The sequence below is a fragment of the Streptomyces sp. BK79 genome, from assembly GCF_044142145.1.
Taxonomy (GTDB): Bacteria; Actinomycetota; Actinomycetes; order Streptomycetales; family Streptomycetaceae; genus Streptomyces.
The window spans coordinates 223,700-241,732 of record NZ_JBHVOC010000003.1 but is presented as its reverse complement, the minus strand read 5'-3'; the positions used below and the strand labels follow the sequence as shown (position 1 = coordinate 241,732).

Here is an 18,033-nt window from a genome sequence, read left to right as displayed (position 1 = left end):
GCACCGGACCGTGCCGGACCCGGCCTCAGCCGAGCTGGACCTCCGTGCGTCCGATGGACGGCAGGTGCAGCGCGTCCCCGCCGAAGCTCGCGGTGTACACGGCGAGGCCGCTGCCCATCGGCCGGTCCGTGAACGCGAACGCCCCCTCCGCGTCGGCCTTCACCGAGGGGAGCGCGGTCGCCTCGGTCGCTCCCGGGTCGAGGCGGCTGATCCGTATCTCCGTACCCGGCGCGATCGGCAGGTCGGAGCTGAGCCGGCCGCCGAACCGCAGCTCACCCGGCTCCCCCCACGAGGGGATGTACAGCGCCAGGTCGCTGACCGCCCGGCCGGGACTGGTCAGGACGCGCAGGGTGACGGGGGCGCCCTCGTGGAACTCCTGGGTGACGGCGAACAGGCGCCGCGAGTCGGGTGCCCAGCCCAGGCCGCCGGGCAGCAGCAGCGGGGAGGAGTCGCCCGAGGCGAACTCGAAGACGCCGTGCGAGACACGGGTGCCCGGCCGGTACATGAAGACGTCGGAGCCGTGCGAGCTGTCGACTCCGGCGGCCACCGCCCCGCTCGGCGCGACGGCGACCGCGTCCGGGTAGGCGGCGGACGGGTACTGCCCGGCGTCGGCGAGGTCGGCGGTACGCAGCACCTGGTGGTAGTACGGGGCGCCGCTGGCGAGCACGATGTGCTTGCCGTCCGGGCTGAAGGCGAGGTCCGCGAGCGTGCCGGTGTACCCGCTGGGGTTCCACCGGTAGGCCTTCTCCCGCGCCACGCCCGTACGGACGTCGTACACCGCGATCGGGGTGGGGCTGCCGATCTCCTGGCCCGCCACCACGGTGCCGGGGTCGGCGGGAGACACGTAGAGGGACGGCGCGGAGTACCAGCGGTCGGCCACCGACTGGCCGAGCCGGACCACCGGCCGGGCCGTCGTCAGGTCGACGGAGCCGATGTCGCCGGCGCCCAGGCCGCCGTATCCGAACCAGAGCCGCTTCCCGCTGACGACGACCGACGCCGGGCCGGTGCCCTCACCGGTCGCGTACCGCGCGGTGACGCGGTGGGTGGTCGTGCTGATCGCCGCGATGGCGTCCGCGTCGGGCAGCGCCGCGTAGAGCGTGGCGGAGTCCGGCGCCAGGGCGAGTTTCGCCGCGCCGGGCAGGCCGGTGATCCGCTGGAGCACGGCGCCCCGGAAGTCGGTGACGACGACCGCGCCGCCCGCGGGATCACTGAGGAACAGCTTCTGGTGCGCGCCGTCCACGACGAGGTCGCCGTAGTCCTCCATCGGCAGGGTCGCCACGCGGGGTTGCGGGGTGACGGCTCGCCACGCGGTACGCGTCCCCGCGGGGTCGGCGGCGACGGCCGTGTGCGGCACGACGAGGGTCACGGCGAGGGCCGCGAGGGCCGCCGTCGTCGTACGTCTTCCGATACGGAACCCACGTGGGATCACCGCACCTCCTCAAGGGAATGACCGTCCCGCGCGGGACGTCGGGCCCGGTGACCCGTGCGGTCACCGGTGCCGCACAAGTTGACACAACAAGCACACATTCCGACGCGGCGGTCCCCGGAACCGCGCTTCCAAGCGGGCCGGAATCAGCCTTTCCCCTTCACTCGCCCATATCGGATCGAATACGGGTGAAGGGCACGCGAACGCGTGCGGATCGTTCGATTGCGCGACCTTCCGGCCGGATCTATCTGGCCGAAAACGTTCAGCGCATCGCCGCGAAGGGCGCGTGACTTCCCGCAGCGCGCCGGGGTACTCGCGGGGCATGGAACGGAGCCGGGGGATCACCGTCGACGACCGGGGGAACACCGTGGACGACCGGGGGAACACCGTGGATGACTCGTCACTGCGGGCGGTCGGGTGGGCGCGCTCGCTGCCGCTGCGCAGCGGCCCGAAGGCGGCCCGCGACTGGGCCCGTGAGCACCTGGAGACGCTCGACTGGACCGACGACGCCCCGCAGACGGTGGACGACGTCCTGCTCACCGTGTCCGAACTGGTCACCAACTCCCATGTGCACGCGCACTCCCCCGCCCAACTGGTCATGACCTGGGACGGCACCTGCCTGCACGTCGCCGTGCACGACGCCTCGACGCACCTGCCCACCCCACGGCCGGCGAGCGGCGAACGGCCGGGCGGGCGGGGTCTGTTCCTGGTCGACGCGCTGGCCGACAGCTGGGAGGCACGTCGCTGCCCGGACGGCAAGACGGTCATCGCCTGCTTCCGGCCGCCGACCGCGACCGAGGACGCCCGCTGACCACGCCCGCCGGTACGGGGCGGAACCGGGCGGTGACGCGCCGGAGCGGGAACGGCACCAGGTCACGGCCTCGCCATGAGCGGCGTTAGGGTGCGACACGACGTATGTGCGCGTCTGTCCTGATGTCGGGGCACCTGGCTCACGACCCACGCCGCGCACGGGAAGGGAACGAAGGCCGTGCATGGCGAGTACAAGATCCCCGGCGGCAAGCTGGTCGTCGTGGACGTGGAGTCCGAGGACGGTGTGCTGCGGCACGCGCGCGTGGCGGGCGACTTCTTCCTGGAACCGGACGAGGCGCTGGACGCCGTGAACCGCGCGCTGGAGGGCGCCCCGGCGGACGCCGACGCCGCCTCACTCGCCGCGCGGATCGACGCGGCGCTGCCCGAGGGCACCGTCATGTACGGGCTCACCTCGGAGGGTGTCGGCATCGCCGTGCGCCGGGCCCTCGCGCACGCCACGGACTGGACGGACTACGACTGGCAGCTGATCCACGAGGGTCCGCAGTCCCCGGCCCTGCACATGGCGCTGGACGAGGTGCTGACCGCCGAGGTCGCCGCCGGCCGGCGTCCGCCGACCCTGCGGGTGTGGGAGTGGGCCGCCCCGGCGGTGATCATCGGCAGCTTCCAGTCGCTGCGCAACGAGGTGGACGCCGAGGGCGCCGCACGCCACGGCGTCGAGGTGGTGCGCCGGATCTCCGGCGGCGGCGCGATGTTCGTGGAGCCCGGCAACACGATCACCTACTCGCTCTCCGTGCCCCAGGCCCTGGTGCAGGGCCTCTCCTTCCAGGACAGCTACGCCTACCTCGACGACTGGGTGCTCGGCGCGCTCGGCGAGATGGGCATCCGCGCCTGGTACCAGCCGCTGAACGACATCGCCACCGACCAGGGCAAGATCGCGGGCGCCGCGCAGAAGCGCGTCGTGGGGCCGGACGGCCGCCCCGGAGCCGTCCTGCACCACGTGACCATGTCGTACGACATCGACGCCGGCAAGATGCTGGAGGTGCTGCGCATCGGCAAGGAGAAGATGTCCGACAAGGGCACCAGGAGCGCGAGGAAGCGGGTCGACCCGCTGCGCCGGCAGACCGGGCTGCCCCGGGAGGCCGTGATCGAGCGGATGATCGAGTCGTTCGGCGGCCGGTACGGGCTCACCGGGGGAAGGGTGACCGACGAGGAGCTGGCCCGGGCACGGGAGCTGGCCCGCACGAAGTTCGGCTCCGCCGAGTGGACGGCGCGGGTGCCCTAGGAGCGGGTGCCCTAGGAGCGGGTGCCCTGGACGGGGGGGTGCCCTGGACGCGGGTGCCCTGGACGCGGGTGCCCTGGAAGGGGGGCGCCCGGCGGTCCCATTCGTCTGCGTCACCGCGCGACCACACACCGAGTTCGGCCTTCCGCCCCACAGTCAGCCGTGTGACACTGGCGTCCCGTCCGCAGTGCGGACCCCCTCCGCACCGTCCCCCACGAGAAGTGCGCCGTGCGTTCTCTTCCCCTGCCGCTCGCCCTGACCGCGCGTCTGGCGCCGGTCGCCGTGCTCGCCACGGCGGGCTGGGCCCTGTCGTCCGGGCCGGACACCTCACCGGCCGCGAAGGACCGGACGCCGCCCGACACCACGAACCGGTCCGCCTCCGCCTCCGCACCGGCGACCGAGGCGGTGACGAAGACGTACGCGGCCGCCCCGGCGCCCTGCGCGAGCCTGGCCGGCAAGACGGTCACCTCGCTGGTGCCGGGCGCCAAGGCGGGCGGCAAGGAGATCCCGTCCACGGACACCGACGTGCGCCGCACCTGTTCCTGGAACGCGCTCAAGGGATACGACTACCGCTGGCTCGACGTCTCCTTCGAGGTGATGCGGTCGGACGAGGCGGCGCGGAAGTCGTACCAGGAGCGGATCGCCGACCGCGCCGGCGGCGGCGAGGTCCCGGGGCTGGGCGAGGAGGCCTACTCCGTCGTGAACCTCACCACCGAGGACGAGCAGCAGACCCGCGAGGGCACGGTGCTGGTCCGCGCGTCCAACGCCCTGGTGATGATCACGTACAACGGCAGTGACTTCGAGTCGAAGAAGGCGCCGAGCACGGACGAGATCAACAAGGGTGCCATCAAGGCGGCCAAGGAGGCCCTGGCCGCCCTGGAGGAAGGTCAGGGCTGAGCCGTGGCGGCCGACCGGCGGGGTCGGGTGGCGGGCAGCAGCATCAGGGCCAGGTACAGCGCCATGGAGGTGCCGAGGCCCACCGCCCAGCCGTAGTCGGCCAGCGGTTCCAGGAACGGCACGGGCCTGCCGTCGACCAGCGGGTGGAAATCGGCGCCCCCGATGGCCAGGACCCCGCCGACGAGGAAGGCGACGACCGCCCGCCAGTTCCAGCCCCGGCGTACCAGTAGCGTCCGCCCGCGCGGTACAGGTCGACGAGGTCGAGACGGGCGCGGCGCAGGATCCAGTAGTCGGCGATGAGGATGCCGGCGACCGTGCCGAGCAGCCCGCCGACCAGGCCGAGCCAGGTGAAGATGTAGCCCTGCGGGTCGGAGTACAGCTTCCACGGGAAGATCAGCACGGCGAGGACGCAGGTGATGAGCGCGCCGGCCCGGAAACTCACCTTGCGCGGGGCGACGTTGGAGAAGTCGAAGGCCGGTGAGACCAGGTTGGCCGCGATGTTCACGGACAGGGTCGCGACCAGGACGGTGACGAGGGCGAAGAGGAGCCCCACCGCGTTGTCCGTCTTCGCGGCGAGCTTCACCGGGTCCCAGATGGCCTCCCCGTACACCGCCTGCGAACCGGAGGTGACCATCACGGAGAGGAACGCGAACAGCGTCATGGTGGTCGGCAGGCCGAGGGCCTGGCCCCGGGTCTGGGCCTTCTGGCTCTTTCCGTAGCGCGTGAAGTCCGGGATGTTCAGGGACAGGGTGGACCAGAAGCCGATCATGCCCATGAGGGAGGGCCAGAACAGCTTCCAGAAGTCGCCGCCCCAGCCCAGCTTCGACGGCTGGTCGAAGAGCGGGCCGAAGCCGCCCGCCTTGCCGGCCATCCACCACAGCATCACGAACGCGCCGACCAGCACGAAGGGCGCCGCCCAGTTCTCGAAGCGGCGGATCGTCTCCATGCCCCGGTAGATGATGGCGACCTGGATGGCCCAGAAGATCGCGAACGACAGCCACATCGTCCAGGCGTAGCCGCCGAACGTCGCCGCGTCCGTCCAGCCGTCGCCGATCAGCTTCCCGGCCAGGAAGTAGATCGCCTCGCCGCCGATCCAGGTCTGGATGCCGAACCAGCCGCACGCCACCAGCGCCCGCACCACGGCGGGCAGGTTGGCGCCGCGGATACCGAAGGAGGCGCGGGCGAACACCGGGAAGGGGATGCCGTACTTGGGTCCCGCGTGCCCGGTGAGCAGCATCGGCAGGAGCACGATCACGTTGGCCAGGGCGATGGTGAACACCGCCTGCTTCCAGTCCATGCCGACGGCGATCAGACCGGAGGCCAGCGTCCAGGAGGCCGTGTTGTGGGCCATGCCGATCCACAGCGCGGAGAAGTTGTACGTGGTCCAGGTGCGTCCCTCGACGGGGACGGGCAGCAGGTCCTCGTTGGCGTAGGGGCCGCTCGGCGGCGGGGAGCCGGGGGCGAGCTCCACGCGCCCGTCGGGGAGGGTGACTTGGGCGGACGGCGGTATCGCCGTGGGCGCGGTGTCGGTCATGGGCAGGCCAATCGTGCGGTGGGACGGGAGAGGCCGTGCGGGCGGTGCCGAGGGGGTTGCGCGGGTGCCGCGTCCTGGGCCCTCTTCCCCGGGGAGGAAGAGGGTGGGGTCAGGCGTTGACGGCCGGGATGATCCGCGTGCCGTAGGCGTCGATCACGGACTCCTGCGCGTCGTGCATGTCGTAGAGCGCGAACTGGTCGACGCCGAGGGCGCGCAGGGCGTTCAGCTTCTCGATGTGCTTCTCGGCCGGGCCGATCAGGCAGAACCGGTCGACGATCTCGTCCGGCACGAACCGGGTGTCCGGGTTGCCGCTGCGTCCGTGGTGGGCGTAGTCGTAGCCCTCGCGGGCCTTGATGTAGTCGGTGAGTTCGTCGGGTACGGCCGCCGAGTGGGCGCCGTACTTCTCGACCAGGTCGGCGACGTGGTTGCCGACCATGCCGCCGAACCAGCGGCACTGCTCGCGCGCGTGGGCGAGCGCCTCGGGCGATTCGTCGGCGGTGACGTAGGCCGGGGCGGCGACGCAGATCGTGACGTCGCCCGGGTCGCGTCCGGCGGCGACGGCGGCGTCCTTGACGGCCTTGACCATGTACTCGGTCAGGTAGAGGTCGGCGAGCTGGAGGATGAAGCCGTCGGCCTCCTCGCCGGTCATCTTGAGAGCCTTCGGGCCGTACGCCGCCATCCACACGGGGACTTCGGCGCCCGGCCGGATCCAGGGGAACCGGACGGCGGTGCCGCCGCCGAGGTCGGCCTCCTCTCCCCTGCCCAGCGCCCGGATGACCTTCATGGCCTCGCTGATGCGGGCCAGGGTGTTGGGCCTGCGGCCGGCGACGCGCATCGCGGAGTCGCCGCGGCCGATGCCGCAGACGGTGCGGTTGCCGAACATGTCGTTGAGGGTGGCGAAGGTGGAGGCGGTCACCTCCCAGGTGCGGGTGCCGGGGTTGGTGACCATCGGGCCGACCTTGAGCGTCGTGGTGTGGGCCAGGATCTGGCTGTAGATCACGAACGGCTCCTGCCACAGCACGGCGGAGTCGAAGGTCCAGCCGTAGCGGAAGCCGTTGCTCTCCGCCCGCTTCATCAGGTCGACGACGCGGGAGGCCGGCGGGTCGGTCTGCAGGACGAGTCCGAAGTCCATGGGCACCGCTCCTAGTTCAGGTACTGGCAGGTGGCGCGCGGGGTGTAGACGCCGTGGCCCTTGCGCCCGGTGTACTCCCGCTCGGTGACGACCGGCACGCCGCGCGAGAACACGGTCTCCACCCGGCCGGTGATCCGCCTGCCCTCGTACGCCGAGTAGTCGACGTTCATGTGGTGGGTCTCGGCGGAGACGACCTGCTCCGCGTGCGGGTCGTAGACGACCACGTCGGCGTCGGCGCCGGGCGCGATCGTGCCCTTCTTCGGGTAGAGGCCGAACATGCGGGCCGGGGTGGCGCAGGCGATCTCGATCCAGCGGCGGCGGCTGATGTGCCCGTCGACGACGGCCTGGTGGAGCAGGTCCATGCGGTTCTCGACGCCCGGCATGCCGTTGGGGATCTTGGAGAAGTCACCGCGTCCCAGCTCCTTCTGGCCGCTGAAGCAGAAGGGGCAGTGGTCGGTGGAGACCACCTGGAGGTCGTTGGTCCGCAGGCCCCGCCACAGGGCCGCCTGGTGTTCGCGCGGGCGCAGCGGGGTGCTGCACACGTACTTGGCGCCCTCGAAGTCCGGCTCGGCGAGGTTGTCGGTGGACAGGAACAGGTACTGCGGGCAGGTCTCGCCGAAGACGTTCAGGCCCTCGTCGCGGGCCCGGGTCAGCTCCGCGACCGCCTCGGACGCGGAGACGTGCACGACGTACAGGGGCGCCCCGGCCACCTGGGCGAGCTTGATGGCGCGGTGGGTGGCCTCGGCCTCGAGGAGGGCCTTGCGTACCTCGCCGTGGAAACGCGGGTCGGTCTCGCCGCGGGCGAGGGCCTGTTCGACCAGGACGTCGATGGCGATGCCGTTCTCGGCGTGCATCATGATCAGGCCGCCGTTCCCGGCGGCGCGCTGCATGGCGCGCAGGATCTGGCCGTCGTCGGAGTAGAAGACGCCCGGGTAGGCCATGAACTGCTTGAAGGAGGTGACCCCCTCCTCCACCAGCAGGTCCATCTCCTTGAGCGTCTTCTGGTTCACGTCGGAGACGATCATGTGGAAGGCGTAGTCGATCGCGCAGTTGCCCTCGGCCTTGGCGTGCCAGGCGTCCAGGCTGGAGCGCAGGGAGTGTCCGACGCTCTGGATGGCGAAGTCGACGATCGTCGTCGTCCCGCCCCAGGCGGCGGCGCGGGTGCCGGTCTCGAAGGTGTCGGCGGCGTAGGTGCCGCCGAACGGCATCTCCATGTGCGTGTGCCCGTCGACACCGCCCGGGATGACGTACTTGCCGCTCGCGTCGACGACGCGCTCGGCCGTGAACGCCTCGGCGGCCGGGGTGCCGGTCGCGGCGAGGGCGGCGACGCGGCCGTCCTCGATCAGGACGTCGGCGTGCATCTCGTCGGACGCGGTGATGACGAGGCCGCCGCGGATGACGGTACGGCTGCTCATGCTGCTGTTCCCTCCTGTCAGGGGCCCCGGGTGGCGGGTCAGGGCGCGGTCAGCGGGGAGTACGCGCCGGGCGCGCGGTCGCGGTAGAACTGCCAGCGGTCGCGGACCTCGCGCAGCTTGCCCATGTCGAGGTCGCGGACGACGAGTTCGCTCTCCTTGTCGCTCGCCACCTCGCCCACGAACTGGGCCTCGGGGTCGACGAAGTACGAGGTGCCGTAGAAGTCGTTGTCGCCCAACTCCTCGACGCCGACCCGGTTGATGGCGCCGACGAAGTACTCGTTGGCGACGGCCGCCGCCGGCTGCTCCAGCTGCCACAGGTAGCCGGACAGGCCGCGCGAGGTGGCCGACGGGTTGAAGACGATCTCGGCGCCTTCGAGACCCAGCGCCCGCCAGCCCTCCGGGAAGTGCCGGTCGTAGCAGATGTAGACGCCGACCTTGCCGACGGCGGTGTCGAAGACGGGCCAGCCCGAGTTGCCGGGGCGGAAGTAGAACTTCTCCCAGAAACCGCGGACCTGCGGGATGTGCGTCTTGCGGTACTTGCCGAGGTAGGAGCCGTCGGCGTCGATGACGGCGGCGGTGTTGTAGAGGACGCCGGGCTGCTCCTCCTCGTACATCGGGAGCACCAGGACGATGCCGTGCTCGCGGGCCAGGCGCCGGAAGCACTCGACGACCGGGCCGTCGGGGACGCGCTCGGCGTAGGCGTAGAACTCGGGGTCCTGGACCTGGCAGAAGTACGGCCCGTAGAACAGCTCCTGGAAGCACAGGACCTGGGCTCCCTGGGCGGCGGCGTCGCGGACCGCCTGTTCGTGGACCTGGATCATCGATTCCCTGTCGCCCGTCCAGGCGGTCTGGAAGAGCGCGGCACGGATCACTCGGCTCATCTTCGGCCTCCACTCGCTCGGTGTACGGCGAGACTAGGGACGGCGTGCGGCCGGATCGACGGGCACGGTGTCACGTCTGCGGGGCGCGGGCATTGCACGGTGTCATGCACGGCGTCACCCCTGCTGGGCGTCGTGGGCGAGGAGCGCGATGTGGACGGAGGCGGCCTGCTCGAAGTCGTCGAGGTCCACGCCGAGGCGGCCCTGTATGGCCTCCAGGCGGCGGTAGAGAGCGGGCCGGGAGACGTGGTGGAGCTGGGCGGTGCGGGACTTGTTGCGGCCGGTGGCGAGGTAGGTGCGCAGCACGGACAGCAGGTCCTCGTCGGGGCCGCGCAGCAGTCCGTCCAGCTCCCGCTCGGCGAACGACTGGACGTGCGGGTCGTCGCGCAGCAGCCGCACCAGTCCGCGCAGGTGCACGTCGCGCAGCCGCACGACGGGCGGCAGGCCGGGGCGGGCCGCGAGGTCGTCGACGGCGTCGGCCACCTGCCGGGCCTCACGGAGCCCGGCGGGTACGTCCTCCCAGGCGGCGCACGCGTCGGCCGCCGCCACCACCGCCCCGGCGGAGTCCGGCTCCGACCGCAGCCGTGCCGCGAAGTGGGCGGTCAGCGCCCTGGGGTCCTGGTCGGGGGCGAGGCTGAGCAGGACGGCGCTGGTGCCGTCGGCGAGTGGGGCGACGATCCCGGGCAGGCCCAGCAGCCGCAGGACGCGGGCCGGGCGGACCGGTTCCCGGGCGCGGACGACCAGCGGGACGAAGACCCGCCGGCCCACCGGCAGCCCGGCCGCCCGCGCCCGCGGCAGCAGGTGCCGGGCGGGTACGGCGCCGCTGACCAGGTCGGTGAGCAGGCTCCGCGCGGACTGCTCCTCCCAGGAGTCCCACGCCCCCGCCGACCCCCCGGCGTGGCTCCCGTCGCCGCCGCCCAGCATGCGGTGCAGGACGAGGGCCTCGGCGGCGCGGTCGGCGAGCAGCCGCCCGGCGGCCCGGTCCCCGCCGTAGCCGCACAGCACCAGCCGGCCCCAGCGCTCGCCCCGGCAGGTCAGCTCGGCGCGGATCCAGCCGTCGGCCGGGCCGGCGCCGGCCTGGCGGGCGATGCGTTCCCAGTCCCGGAGCACGTCGTCGACCGCGGGCCGCTCCCCCGCCGTGGCGAGGACGCGGTGGGCGAGGTTGGTGACGACCACGGGGCAGCCGCCGTGCCGGGCCACCTCGTCGAGCAGGCGCTGCACCGGGGCGCCCGCGGTGATCAGGCCGGTCAGTTCGGTGCGTACGGTCTCGGAGAGGCTGACGGCGGCGTACGTGTGCCGCAGCAGCCGGGACTGCACCTCCTCGGTGAGCTGGGCGAAGGGGAAGGGCCGGTGCAGGACGACCATCGGCAGCCCGCAGTGTTCGGCGGCCCGGCGCATTCCGTCGGGCGGGGTGGGGAAGGCCCGGCCGAGGCCGAGCACGACCGCCGCGGCGTCCGCGCGGTGCAGGGAGCGGACGTACTCGCCCTGCTTGTCCTCGTCGCCCGCGAGCAGGACCCCGGTGGTGAGCACCATCTCGCCGCCGCTGAGCATCACGCCGACGTCGGCGGCCTCGGCGACGTGCACCCAGCGCACCGGCCGGTCGAGCCGGTGGGCGCCGGCCACCACCTCGGGCTGCCCGGCGAGCACCCGCTCCAGGGCGAGGACCTGACGGACCGACAGGGCGGGTTCCCAGGGCTCCCGGGTGGTGGTCATGGCGGCGGTACCTCCGCTCGGTGCGCGGTTCGGCGCACGGCCGTCACAGGCTCCGCAGAGCGCGTTCGAGGATCGCGGCGCCCTCCTCGGCCTCCGCGACGGTGAGGGACATCGGGGGTGCGACGCGCAGGACGCTGGTGCTGTGGCCGCCGCCCTTGCCGACCAGCAGCCCGCCCGCGCGGGCCTCCTCCAGTACGGCGGAGACGGCCTCGGGCGCGGCCTCGTCGGTGCCGGGCCGGGTCAGCTCGACGCCGATCATCAGCCCGCGCCCGCGCACCTCCCGTACGTGCGGCACCTGGGCGGCGACGCCCCGCAGCCGCTCGATGAGCAGCCCGCCGACGCGCCGGGCGTTGCCCTGGAGGTCGTGCTCCAGCAGGTAGGTGAGGTTGGCGAGGCCGGCCGCCATGGTGACCTGGGTGCCGCCGAAGGTGGAGATGCTGTTGGCGTCCAGGCAGTTCATGATCTCGGCGCGGGCGATGACACCGCCGATCGACATGCCGTTGCCGATGCCCTTGGCGAAGGTCACGATGTCGGGCGGGCCGTTCCTCGCGTGGGCCTGCCAACCCCAGAAGTGCTCGCCGGTGCGGCCCCAGCCGGTCTGCACCTCGTCGGCGATCCACAGGATGCCCCGCTCGCGCAGCACCTCGCGGAAGGCCGCGTACAGGCCGTCCGGCGGGGAGGTGAAGCCGCCGACGCCCTGCACGGGTTCGGCGATCAGCGCGGCGGGCGGACGGGTGTGGCCGAGGAGGTCCTTCAGGTCCGCGACGCAGGCGTCGATGAAGTCCCGGTCGTCCAGGTGCGCGTAGGGGCCGCGGGTGCGTACGCCGCCGTGGACGTAGAGCGTCTGGAGCGGGGAGAGCGAGGTCGGGGACCAGCCGCGGTTGCCGGTGACGCCGACGCTGCCGAAGCTGCGGCCGTGGTAGCTGTTGCGCATCGCCAGGATCGTGTTGCCGCGCCGGTAGGTGGTGGCGAGCAGCAGGGCGGTGTCGTTGGCCTCGGTGCCGGAGGTGGTGAAGAAGACGCGGGCGTCGGGGATGCCGGAGAGCTGGGCGACGCGCTCGGCCAGCTCCACCATGGGCCGGTCGAGGTAGAGGGTCGAGGAGTGGATGATCCGCCCGGCCTGCTCGCTCACCGCCTTGGTCACCTCGGGCAGGGCGTGCGCGGTCATCGTGGTCAGGATGCCGCCGAAGAAGTCGAGGTACTTGTTGCCGGCGGCGTCCCAGACGTGGCGGCCCTCGCCGTGGGTGATCTCCAGCGGGTCCTCGTAGTACAGGGCGAGCCAGTCGGGCAGGACGGCGCGATGTCGCGCGAACAGGTCCCTGGTCACGGCCGCACCAGCCCTTCGTAGGCGTCGGGGCGGCGGTCGCGGTAGAAGGCCCACTGCTGGCGGACCTCGTCGATGAGGCCGAAGTCGAGGTCGCGGACGACGAGTTCCTCCTCGGTGTCGCTGGCGGTGTCGCCGACGAACTGCCCGCGCGGGTCGACGAAGTACGACGTCCCGTAGAAGTCGTTGTCCCCGTACTCCTCCTGCCCGACCCGGTTGATCGCGGCGACGAAGTACTCGTTGGCGACGGCCGCCGCGGGCTGCTCCAGCCGCCACAGGTGGGCGGAGAGGCCGCGGTGGGTGGCGGACGGGTTGTAGACCAGCTGGGCACCGCCGAGGCCGAGTTGCCGCCAGCCCTCGGGGAAGTGGCGGTCGTAGCAGATGTAGACGCCGACCTTGCCGACGGCGGTGTCGAAGACCGGCCAGCCCAGGTTGCCGGGACGGAAGTAGAACTTCTCCCAGAATCCCTCGACCTGCGGGATGTGGTGCTTGCGGTAGGTGCCGAGGACGGTGCCATCGGCGTCGATCACGGCCGCGGTGTTGTAGTAGAAGCCGGACTGCTCGACCTCGAAGACGGGGACGACGATCACCATGCCGGTCTCCCGCGCGAGTGCCCGCATACGGCGGGTGGTCGGGCCGTCGGGCACGGGCTCGGCCCAGCGGTAGTGCGCGGGGTCCTGGACCTGGCAGAAGTAGGGGGCGTTGAAGACTTCCTGGAAGCCGATGATCCCGGCCCCCCGCCGGGCCGCCTCGCGGGCGTGCTCCTCGTGTTTCGCCACCATGGACTCGGTGTCGCCGGTCCAGGTGGCCTGGACGAGAGCGGCACGTACGACGTGGGCCATGAGCTGCTCCTTCGACGCGACGTCAGAGCCTCTACGCCCGTAGAGCGGGCCGTAGAGGGACGAACGTAAGCCTGGCCGGACGGGCTTGCCAAGACCATCGTCGCCAAGCCGGGGTGTCGATCGCGATTCGCACTCCTGTGGGTGAGCGAGGGGGTGAGTGGCGGGTCCGGTGGGGCCGGTGGTGCGGTTCTCAGGCGGTCAGTCCGGCGACGCGGAGGGCGTGCAGGAGGTCCCAGTGGCGTTCCTCGGAGACTCCGTGGGCCGCTTCCAGCAGCAGCGGCACGAGGACCGGCGGGGCGGGTTCGGCGCTGCGGGCGGCGTCCTGCGGGGTGCGGGCGCGGACGCAGGCGTCGAGGATTGCCCGGGCCTCGCGGTGCCGGTCGTGGGCGACCAGGCCGAGGACGGCCGCGCCGATCTCGGGGGCGGGGCGGACGACGCCCTGGCGCAGGATCCGCTCGCCGTCGGCCCCGCGTCCGGCGGCGGTCAGGGCGTCGGCGGCGGCCACCAGGCGCTCGGCGGGCAGGGAGGCGGACTCCCACAGCAGGGTCGTCCAGTCGGCACCGAGCCCGGCGCGCTCCAGCCGCGCGGCGAGCAGCGGGAAACGGGCGGCGGGTCCGTGGGCGGCCTCGGCCAGGAGGGCGTGCGCCTCCCCGCTCCGGCCGGCGGCGCGCAGCCGCGCGAGCGCCTCGACGAGCCGGTCGACCGCTTCGCGGTCCGCGGTTCCCACCTGCTCGCTCCCCCACGGCTTTGGCGCCGACGGCTCCGTCCCCGTCGGCTCGGCGGCCGACGGCTCGTGCCGGGTCGCCCGCTGCTCGGCCCCGGTCTCGGCGGCTCCGGCGAAACGCGCTCCGCGCGGGGTGCGTTCGGCCGGCGGGGCGGCGAGGGGCGGGGGCGCGTGGCCGGGGGCGTCGGCGACGGGGGCCGGGTCCTCCTCCAGGACCCCGGCGAATCGGGCGCTGCCCCGACGGCGCCTGCGGGGCTTGGGGGCGGCGGGGGCGGGCTCGGGGGTTCGGGGAGCGGCCGGTGTGGGTGCGTGGGGCGCGGGCGCCGGAGGAGCGGAGTCGTCGGGCCGGGCCGGGTGGGGCCGGCGTACGGGCGGCACGGGGGCGTCGGGCAGGGGCGCGCCGGGCCCGGCGGGTGTCGGGGACACGGCCGTGGGCGGGGCCGCGGGCCCGTCGGGAACGGCGTCCAGTTCCGCCATCCGGGCCCGGATCTCGGCGCACCGCGCGGTCGCCCGGGCGTGGTCGTCGCGGGCCCAGGCCAGGTCGAGGCGGAGGGCGTCGGCGGTGCCCGGGCCGACCGCCCCCGGGGTGGCGGCCGAGGAGAGCAGGCGGCTCAGTTCCGCCTGGCGCTCGGCGGCGTACCGCTGCTCGCGCAGCATCACGTCGAGCCGGTCCCCGAGGGCGTCCCGGGCCCCCGGCAGGGAGTCGTGGGCGGTGACCGCGGCGGCGTGCAGGGCGCGGGCCCGGTCCGCCTCCCCGGCGGCGGCCGGGGCGCCGTATCGGCCGGCGTAGTCCTGGAGCAGCGCCTCCACCACGTCCCACGGCGGCACCTCGCGCCCGTCGAGGCAGGCCCGCATGCCGTCGGGGTCACGCTGCCAGAAGACCCCGCACCAGCCGCCGCCCTGGTCCACGCGCGTCAGCAGGTCGGTCAGGTACTGGGCGAACTGCCGCACCCGCACCGGACGTCGCTCCACGGCCATCGCTCGACTCCCGCCCGACTGGGGAGGATTCCGGTCCGGTCCCTCCGGTCCCTCCGGTCACGTAGGGAACACCAGCCGTGTTACGGCGCGGCTACGGGGAGTTTTCGACGGGTGACGTCACCACGCCCTCACGCCGGGGCGAGCGCGCACAGCCCCGCGAGGTCGTCCATGGACAGCCCCAGCACACGGGCCAGCGCGGCCACCGTGAAGAACGCCGGGGTCGGCGCGCGGCCGGTCTCGATCTTGCGGAGGGTCTCGGCGGAGACGCCCGCCTTCGCCGCGACCTCCACCATGCTCCGGTCGCCGCGGGCGGCGCGCAGCAGCTTTCCGAGCCGCTCGCCTCGTTCACGCTCTTCGGGGGTCAGGGGGGTGCGTACCATACCGTGATTCTAATACCGGGCCTCCCCGGCCGGCCCCACCGCGCACCGACGCGCTCGCGCGGCCCCGTCCGCGCCCGCCTCCAGCGCCGCGTCCGCCCCACGGTGAACATGCCCGCCGGAACAGAACGTGTCATGTTGGGCATGACCCCACCCCGACCGGGTTACCCGGCCGCGGCACGTCGATCAGCGAAGCAGCGGAGGACCGGACACGATGACCAGCGGCTTCATGGGCCCGGAGGGCGACCCGTTCGCGGAATTCCTGGCACGCTTCTTCGGCGGGCCCAGGCCGAGGCAGATCGACATCGGCCGCCTGCTCAGCCAGCCGGCCCGGGAGCTGGTGCGGGGCGCTGCCCAGTACGCCGCGGAGCACGGCAGCCGGGACCTGGACACCCAGCACCTGCTGCGGGCCGCCCTCTCCACCGAGCCGACCCGGGGTCTGCTGAGCCGGGCCGGCGCCGACCCCGACTCGCTGGCGTCGCAGATCGACGAGCGCAGCGGTCCCGTGCAGCACGCGCCGGGCGAGGCCCCGCCGCCGACGTCGCTCTCGCTCACCCCCGCCGTCAAGCGCGCGCTGCTGGACGCGCACGAGCTGGCCCGGCAGACGGGCACCGGCTACATCGGCCCGGAGCACGTGCTCAGCGCCCTGGCCGCCAACCCGGACTCGGCCGCCGGGCACATCCTGAACGAGGCCCGGTTCGCGCCGTCGGGCCTGCCGACGGACGCGCCGGACGCCGGGAAGACCCGCGCCGACAGCGCCCGGACCACGAACACGCCGACCCTGGACAAGTACGGCCGCGACCTCACCGACCTGGCCCAGCAGGGCCGGATCGACCCGGTGATCGGGCGCGACGACGAGATCGAGCAGACCGTCGAGGTGCTCTCCCGCCGCGGCAAGAACAACCCGGTGCTGATCGGTGACGCGGGCGTCGGCAAGACCGCCATCGTGGAGGGGCTGGCGCAGCGCATCACCGACGGCGACGTGCCCGACGTGCTGGTCGGGCGGCGGGTGGTCGCGCTGGACCTGACGGGCGTGGTCGCGGGCACCCGTTTCCGGGGTGACTTCGAGGAGCGCCTGAACAACATCGTGGGCGAGATCCGCGCCCACTCCGACCAGCTGATCGTCTTCATCGACGAGCTGCACACCGTCGTCGGCGCGGGCGGCGGCGGCGAGAGCGGCTCGATGGACGCCGGGAACATCCTCAAGCCGGCCCTGGCCCGCGGCGAGCTGCACATCGTGGGCGCCACCACGCTGGAGGAGTACCGGCGGATCGAGAAGGACGCGGCCCTCGCCCGCCGCTTCCAGCCGATCCTGGTCCCGGAGCCCACCACCGCGGACGCCATCGAGATCCTGCGCGGCCTGCGCGACCGCTACGAGGCCCACCACCAGGTCCGCTACACCGACGAGGCGCTGGTCGCGGCCGTGGAGATGTCCGACCGCTACCTCACCGACCGCCGGCTGCCGGACAAGGCGATCGACCTGATCGACCAGGCCGGTGCCCGGGTCCGCCTGCGCGCCCGGACCAAGGGCACGGACGTGCGGACCATGGAGCGCGAGGTGGACCAGCTGATCCGGGACAAGGACCAGGCGGTCGCGGACGAGCAGTACGAGCAGGCCATGCAGCTGCGCGACCGGATCACCGAGCTGAAGCAGCGGATCACCGAGGCCGACGGAGGCGGCGAGGCCGACGAGGGCCTGAACCTGGTGGTCGGCACCGAGTCCATCGCCGAGGTGGTGTCCCGGCAGACCGGCATCCCGGTCAGCAGCCTGACCCAGGAGGAGAAGGACCGGCTGCTGGGCCTGGAGTCCCACCTGCACGAACGGGTGGTCGGCCAGGAGGAGGCCGTCCGGGTCGTCTCCGACGCCGTCCTGCGCTCCCGCGCCGGGCTCGCCAGCCCCGACCGGCCCATCGGCAGCTTCCTCTTCCTCGGCCCGACCGGCGTCGGCAAGACGGAGCTGGCCCGGGCGCTGGCCGAGGCGCTGTTCGGCAGCGAGGACCGGATGGTGCGACTCGACATGAGCGAATACCAGGAGCGTCACACGGTCAGCCGCCTGGTCGGCGCCCCGCCCGGCTACGTCGGCCACGAGGAGGCCGGCCAGCTCACCGAGGTGGTGCGCCGGCACCCGTACTCGCTGCTCCTGCTGGACGAGGTGGAGAAGGCGCATCCCGACGTCTTCAACATCCTGCTCCAGGTCCTGGACGACGGCCGGCTGACCGACTCGCAGGGCCGGACGGTCGACTTCACCAACACGGTCGTCGTGATGACCAGCAACCTCGGCTCGGACGTGATCACGCGGCGCGGTGCGGGCATCGGCTTCGGCTCCGGCGGTTCGGAGGCCGACGAGGAGGCCCGGCGCGAGCAGGTGATGCGCCCGCTGCGCGAGCACTTCCGGCCCGAGTTCCTCAACCGCATCGACGAGATCGTCGTCTTCCGCCAGCTCAGCGGCGAGCAGCTGCGGCAGATCACCAGCCTGCTGCTCGAGCAGACCCGTCGCATGGTGAAGGCGCAGGACATCACCGTCGACTTCACCGACGCGGCGGTGGACTGGATCGCCGAGCGCGGCTACCAGCCGGAGTACGGCGCCCGGCCGCTGCGCCGCACCATCCAGCGGGAGGTCGACAACGAGCTGTCCCGGCTGCTGCTGGACGGCCGGATCGCGGAGGGCGGCCGGGTGACGGTCGACGTCGAGGACGGGCGGCTGGCGTTCCGGACGCCCGAGCGGCCCGTCCCCGAGCTGTGA

13 protein-coding genes and 1 pseudogene are annotated in these 18,033 nt (G+C 73.0%); 4 read left to right on the top strand and 10 right to left on the bottom strand.

Translation table 11 applies throughout. From position 1 onward, the window contains the following. Positions 1–25 precede the first annotated feature (25 nt). On the bottom strand, positions 26–1,429 hold the full coding sequence (locus ACFIF2_RS04905) for a YncE family protein (protein WP_395571230.1): 1,404 nt from the start codon (positions 1,427–1,429) through the stop codon (positions 26–28). Between the two features lie 385 nt (positions 1,430–1,814). Here ACFIF2_RS04905 and ACFIF2_RS04900 point away from each other — a divergent pair, with 385 nt between their 5' ends. The 3 genes from ACFIF2_RS04900 (at position 1,815) to ACFIF2_RS04890 (ending at position 4,373) form a co-directional block, all read left to right on the top strand. After that, the gene (locus ACFIF2_RS04900) at positions 1,815–2,237 is read left to right on the top strand and encodes an ATP-binding protein (protein ID WP_395571383.1); all 423 of its coding nucleotides are present in this window, start codon (positions 1,815–1,817) and stop codon (positions 2,235–2,237) included. Positions 2,238–2,414: 177 nt separating this feature from the next. Continuing rightward, positions 2,415–3,479, top strand: a complete 1,065-nt coding sequence (locus tag ACFIF2_RS04895) for a biotin/lipoate A/B protein ligase family protein (protein ID WP_395571229.1) — start codon at positions 2,415–2,417, stop codon at positions 3,477–3,479. Positions 3,480–3,704: 225 nt separating this feature from the next. Further along, positions 3,705–4,373 (top strand): hypothetical protein, encoded by a 669-nt coding sequence (locus ACFIF2_RS04890; protein ID WP_395571228.1) that lies wholly within the window; start codon positions 3,705–3,707, stop codon positions 4,371–4,373. Here the strand turns inward: ACFIF2_RS04890 and ACFIF2_RS04885 are convergent. From ACFIF2_RS04885 to ACFIF2_RS04845, 9 genes and pseudogenes are all read right to left on the bottom strand, one after another. Further along, positions 4,364–5,907 (bottom strand): annotated as a pseudogene (locus tag ACFIF2_RS04885) (NCS1 family nucleobase:cation symporter-1). The gene ACFIF2_RS04890 and the pseudogene ACFIF2_RS04885 overlap by 10 nt on opposite strands. 109 nt (positions 5,908–6,016) lie before the next feature. Then, a complete protein-coding gene (locus tag ACFIF2_RS04880) occupies positions 6,017–7,039 on the bottom strand; it encodes a TIGR03842 family LLM class F420-dependent oxidoreductase (RefSeq protein ID WP_395571227.1) in 1,023 nt (340 codons plus the stop codon). An 11-nt stretch (positions 7,040–7,050) separates the two neighbouring features. Beyond that, positions 7,051–8,454: a dihydropyrimidinase gene (gene hydA / locus ACFIF2_RS04875; RefSeq protein WP_395571226.1), complete on the bottom strand. Its 1,404-nt coding sequence runs from the start codon at positions 8,452–8,454 to the stop codon at positions 7,051–7,053. A 38-nt stretch (positions 8,455–8,492) separates the two neighbouring features. After that, positions 8,493–9,335: a nitrilase-related carbon-nitrogen hydrolase gene (locus ACFIF2_RS04870; RefSeq protein WP_395571225.1), complete on the bottom strand. Its 843-nt coding sequence runs from the start codon at positions 9,333–9,335 to the stop codon at positions 8,493–8,495. A gap of 114 nt (positions 9,336–9,449) precedes the next feature. Then, entirely contained in the window at positions 9,450–11,045 is a 1,596-nt protein-coding gene (locus ACFIF2_RS04865; protein WP_395571224.1) for a PucR family transcriptional regulator, read from the bottom strand. Between the two features lie 43 nt (positions 11,046–11,088). Beyond that, a complete protein-coding gene (locus ACFIF2_RS04860; protein WP_395571223.1) occupies positions 11,089–12,372 on the bottom strand; it encodes an aspartate aminotransferase family protein in 1,284 nt (427 codons plus the stop codon). Beyond that, entirely contained in the window at positions 12,369–13,211 is an 843-nt protein-coding gene (locus tag ACFIF2_RS04855) for a nitrilase-related carbon-nitrogen hydrolase (protein ID WP_395571222.1), read from the bottom strand. Before ACFIF2_RS04855 ends, ACFIF2_RS04860 begins: the two co-directional genes overlap by 4 nt. Before the next feature lie 190 nt (positions 13,212–13,401). After that, a complete protein-coding gene (locus ACFIF2_RS04850; RefSeq protein WP_395571221.1) occupies positions 13,402–14,913 on the bottom strand; it encodes a hypothetical protein in 1,512 nt (503 codons plus the stop codon). Between the two features lie 128 nt (positions 14,914–15,041). Beyond that, positions 15,042–15,293: a helix-turn-helix domain-containing protein gene (locus ACFIF2_RS04845; protein ID WP_395571220.1), complete on the bottom strand. Its 252-nt coding sequence runs from the start codon at positions 15,291–15,293 to the stop codon at positions 15,042–15,044. A 211-nt stretch (positions 15,294–15,504) separates the two neighbouring features. Between ACFIF2_RS04845 and ACFIF2_RS04840 the strand changes: the two genes are divergently transcribed. Then, positions 15,505–18,033 (top strand): ATP-dependent Clp protease ATP-binding subunit, encoded by a 2,529-nt coding sequence (locus ACFIF2_RS04840; RefSeq protein ID WP_395571219.1) that lies wholly within the window; start codon positions 15,505–15,507, stop codon positions 18,031–18,033.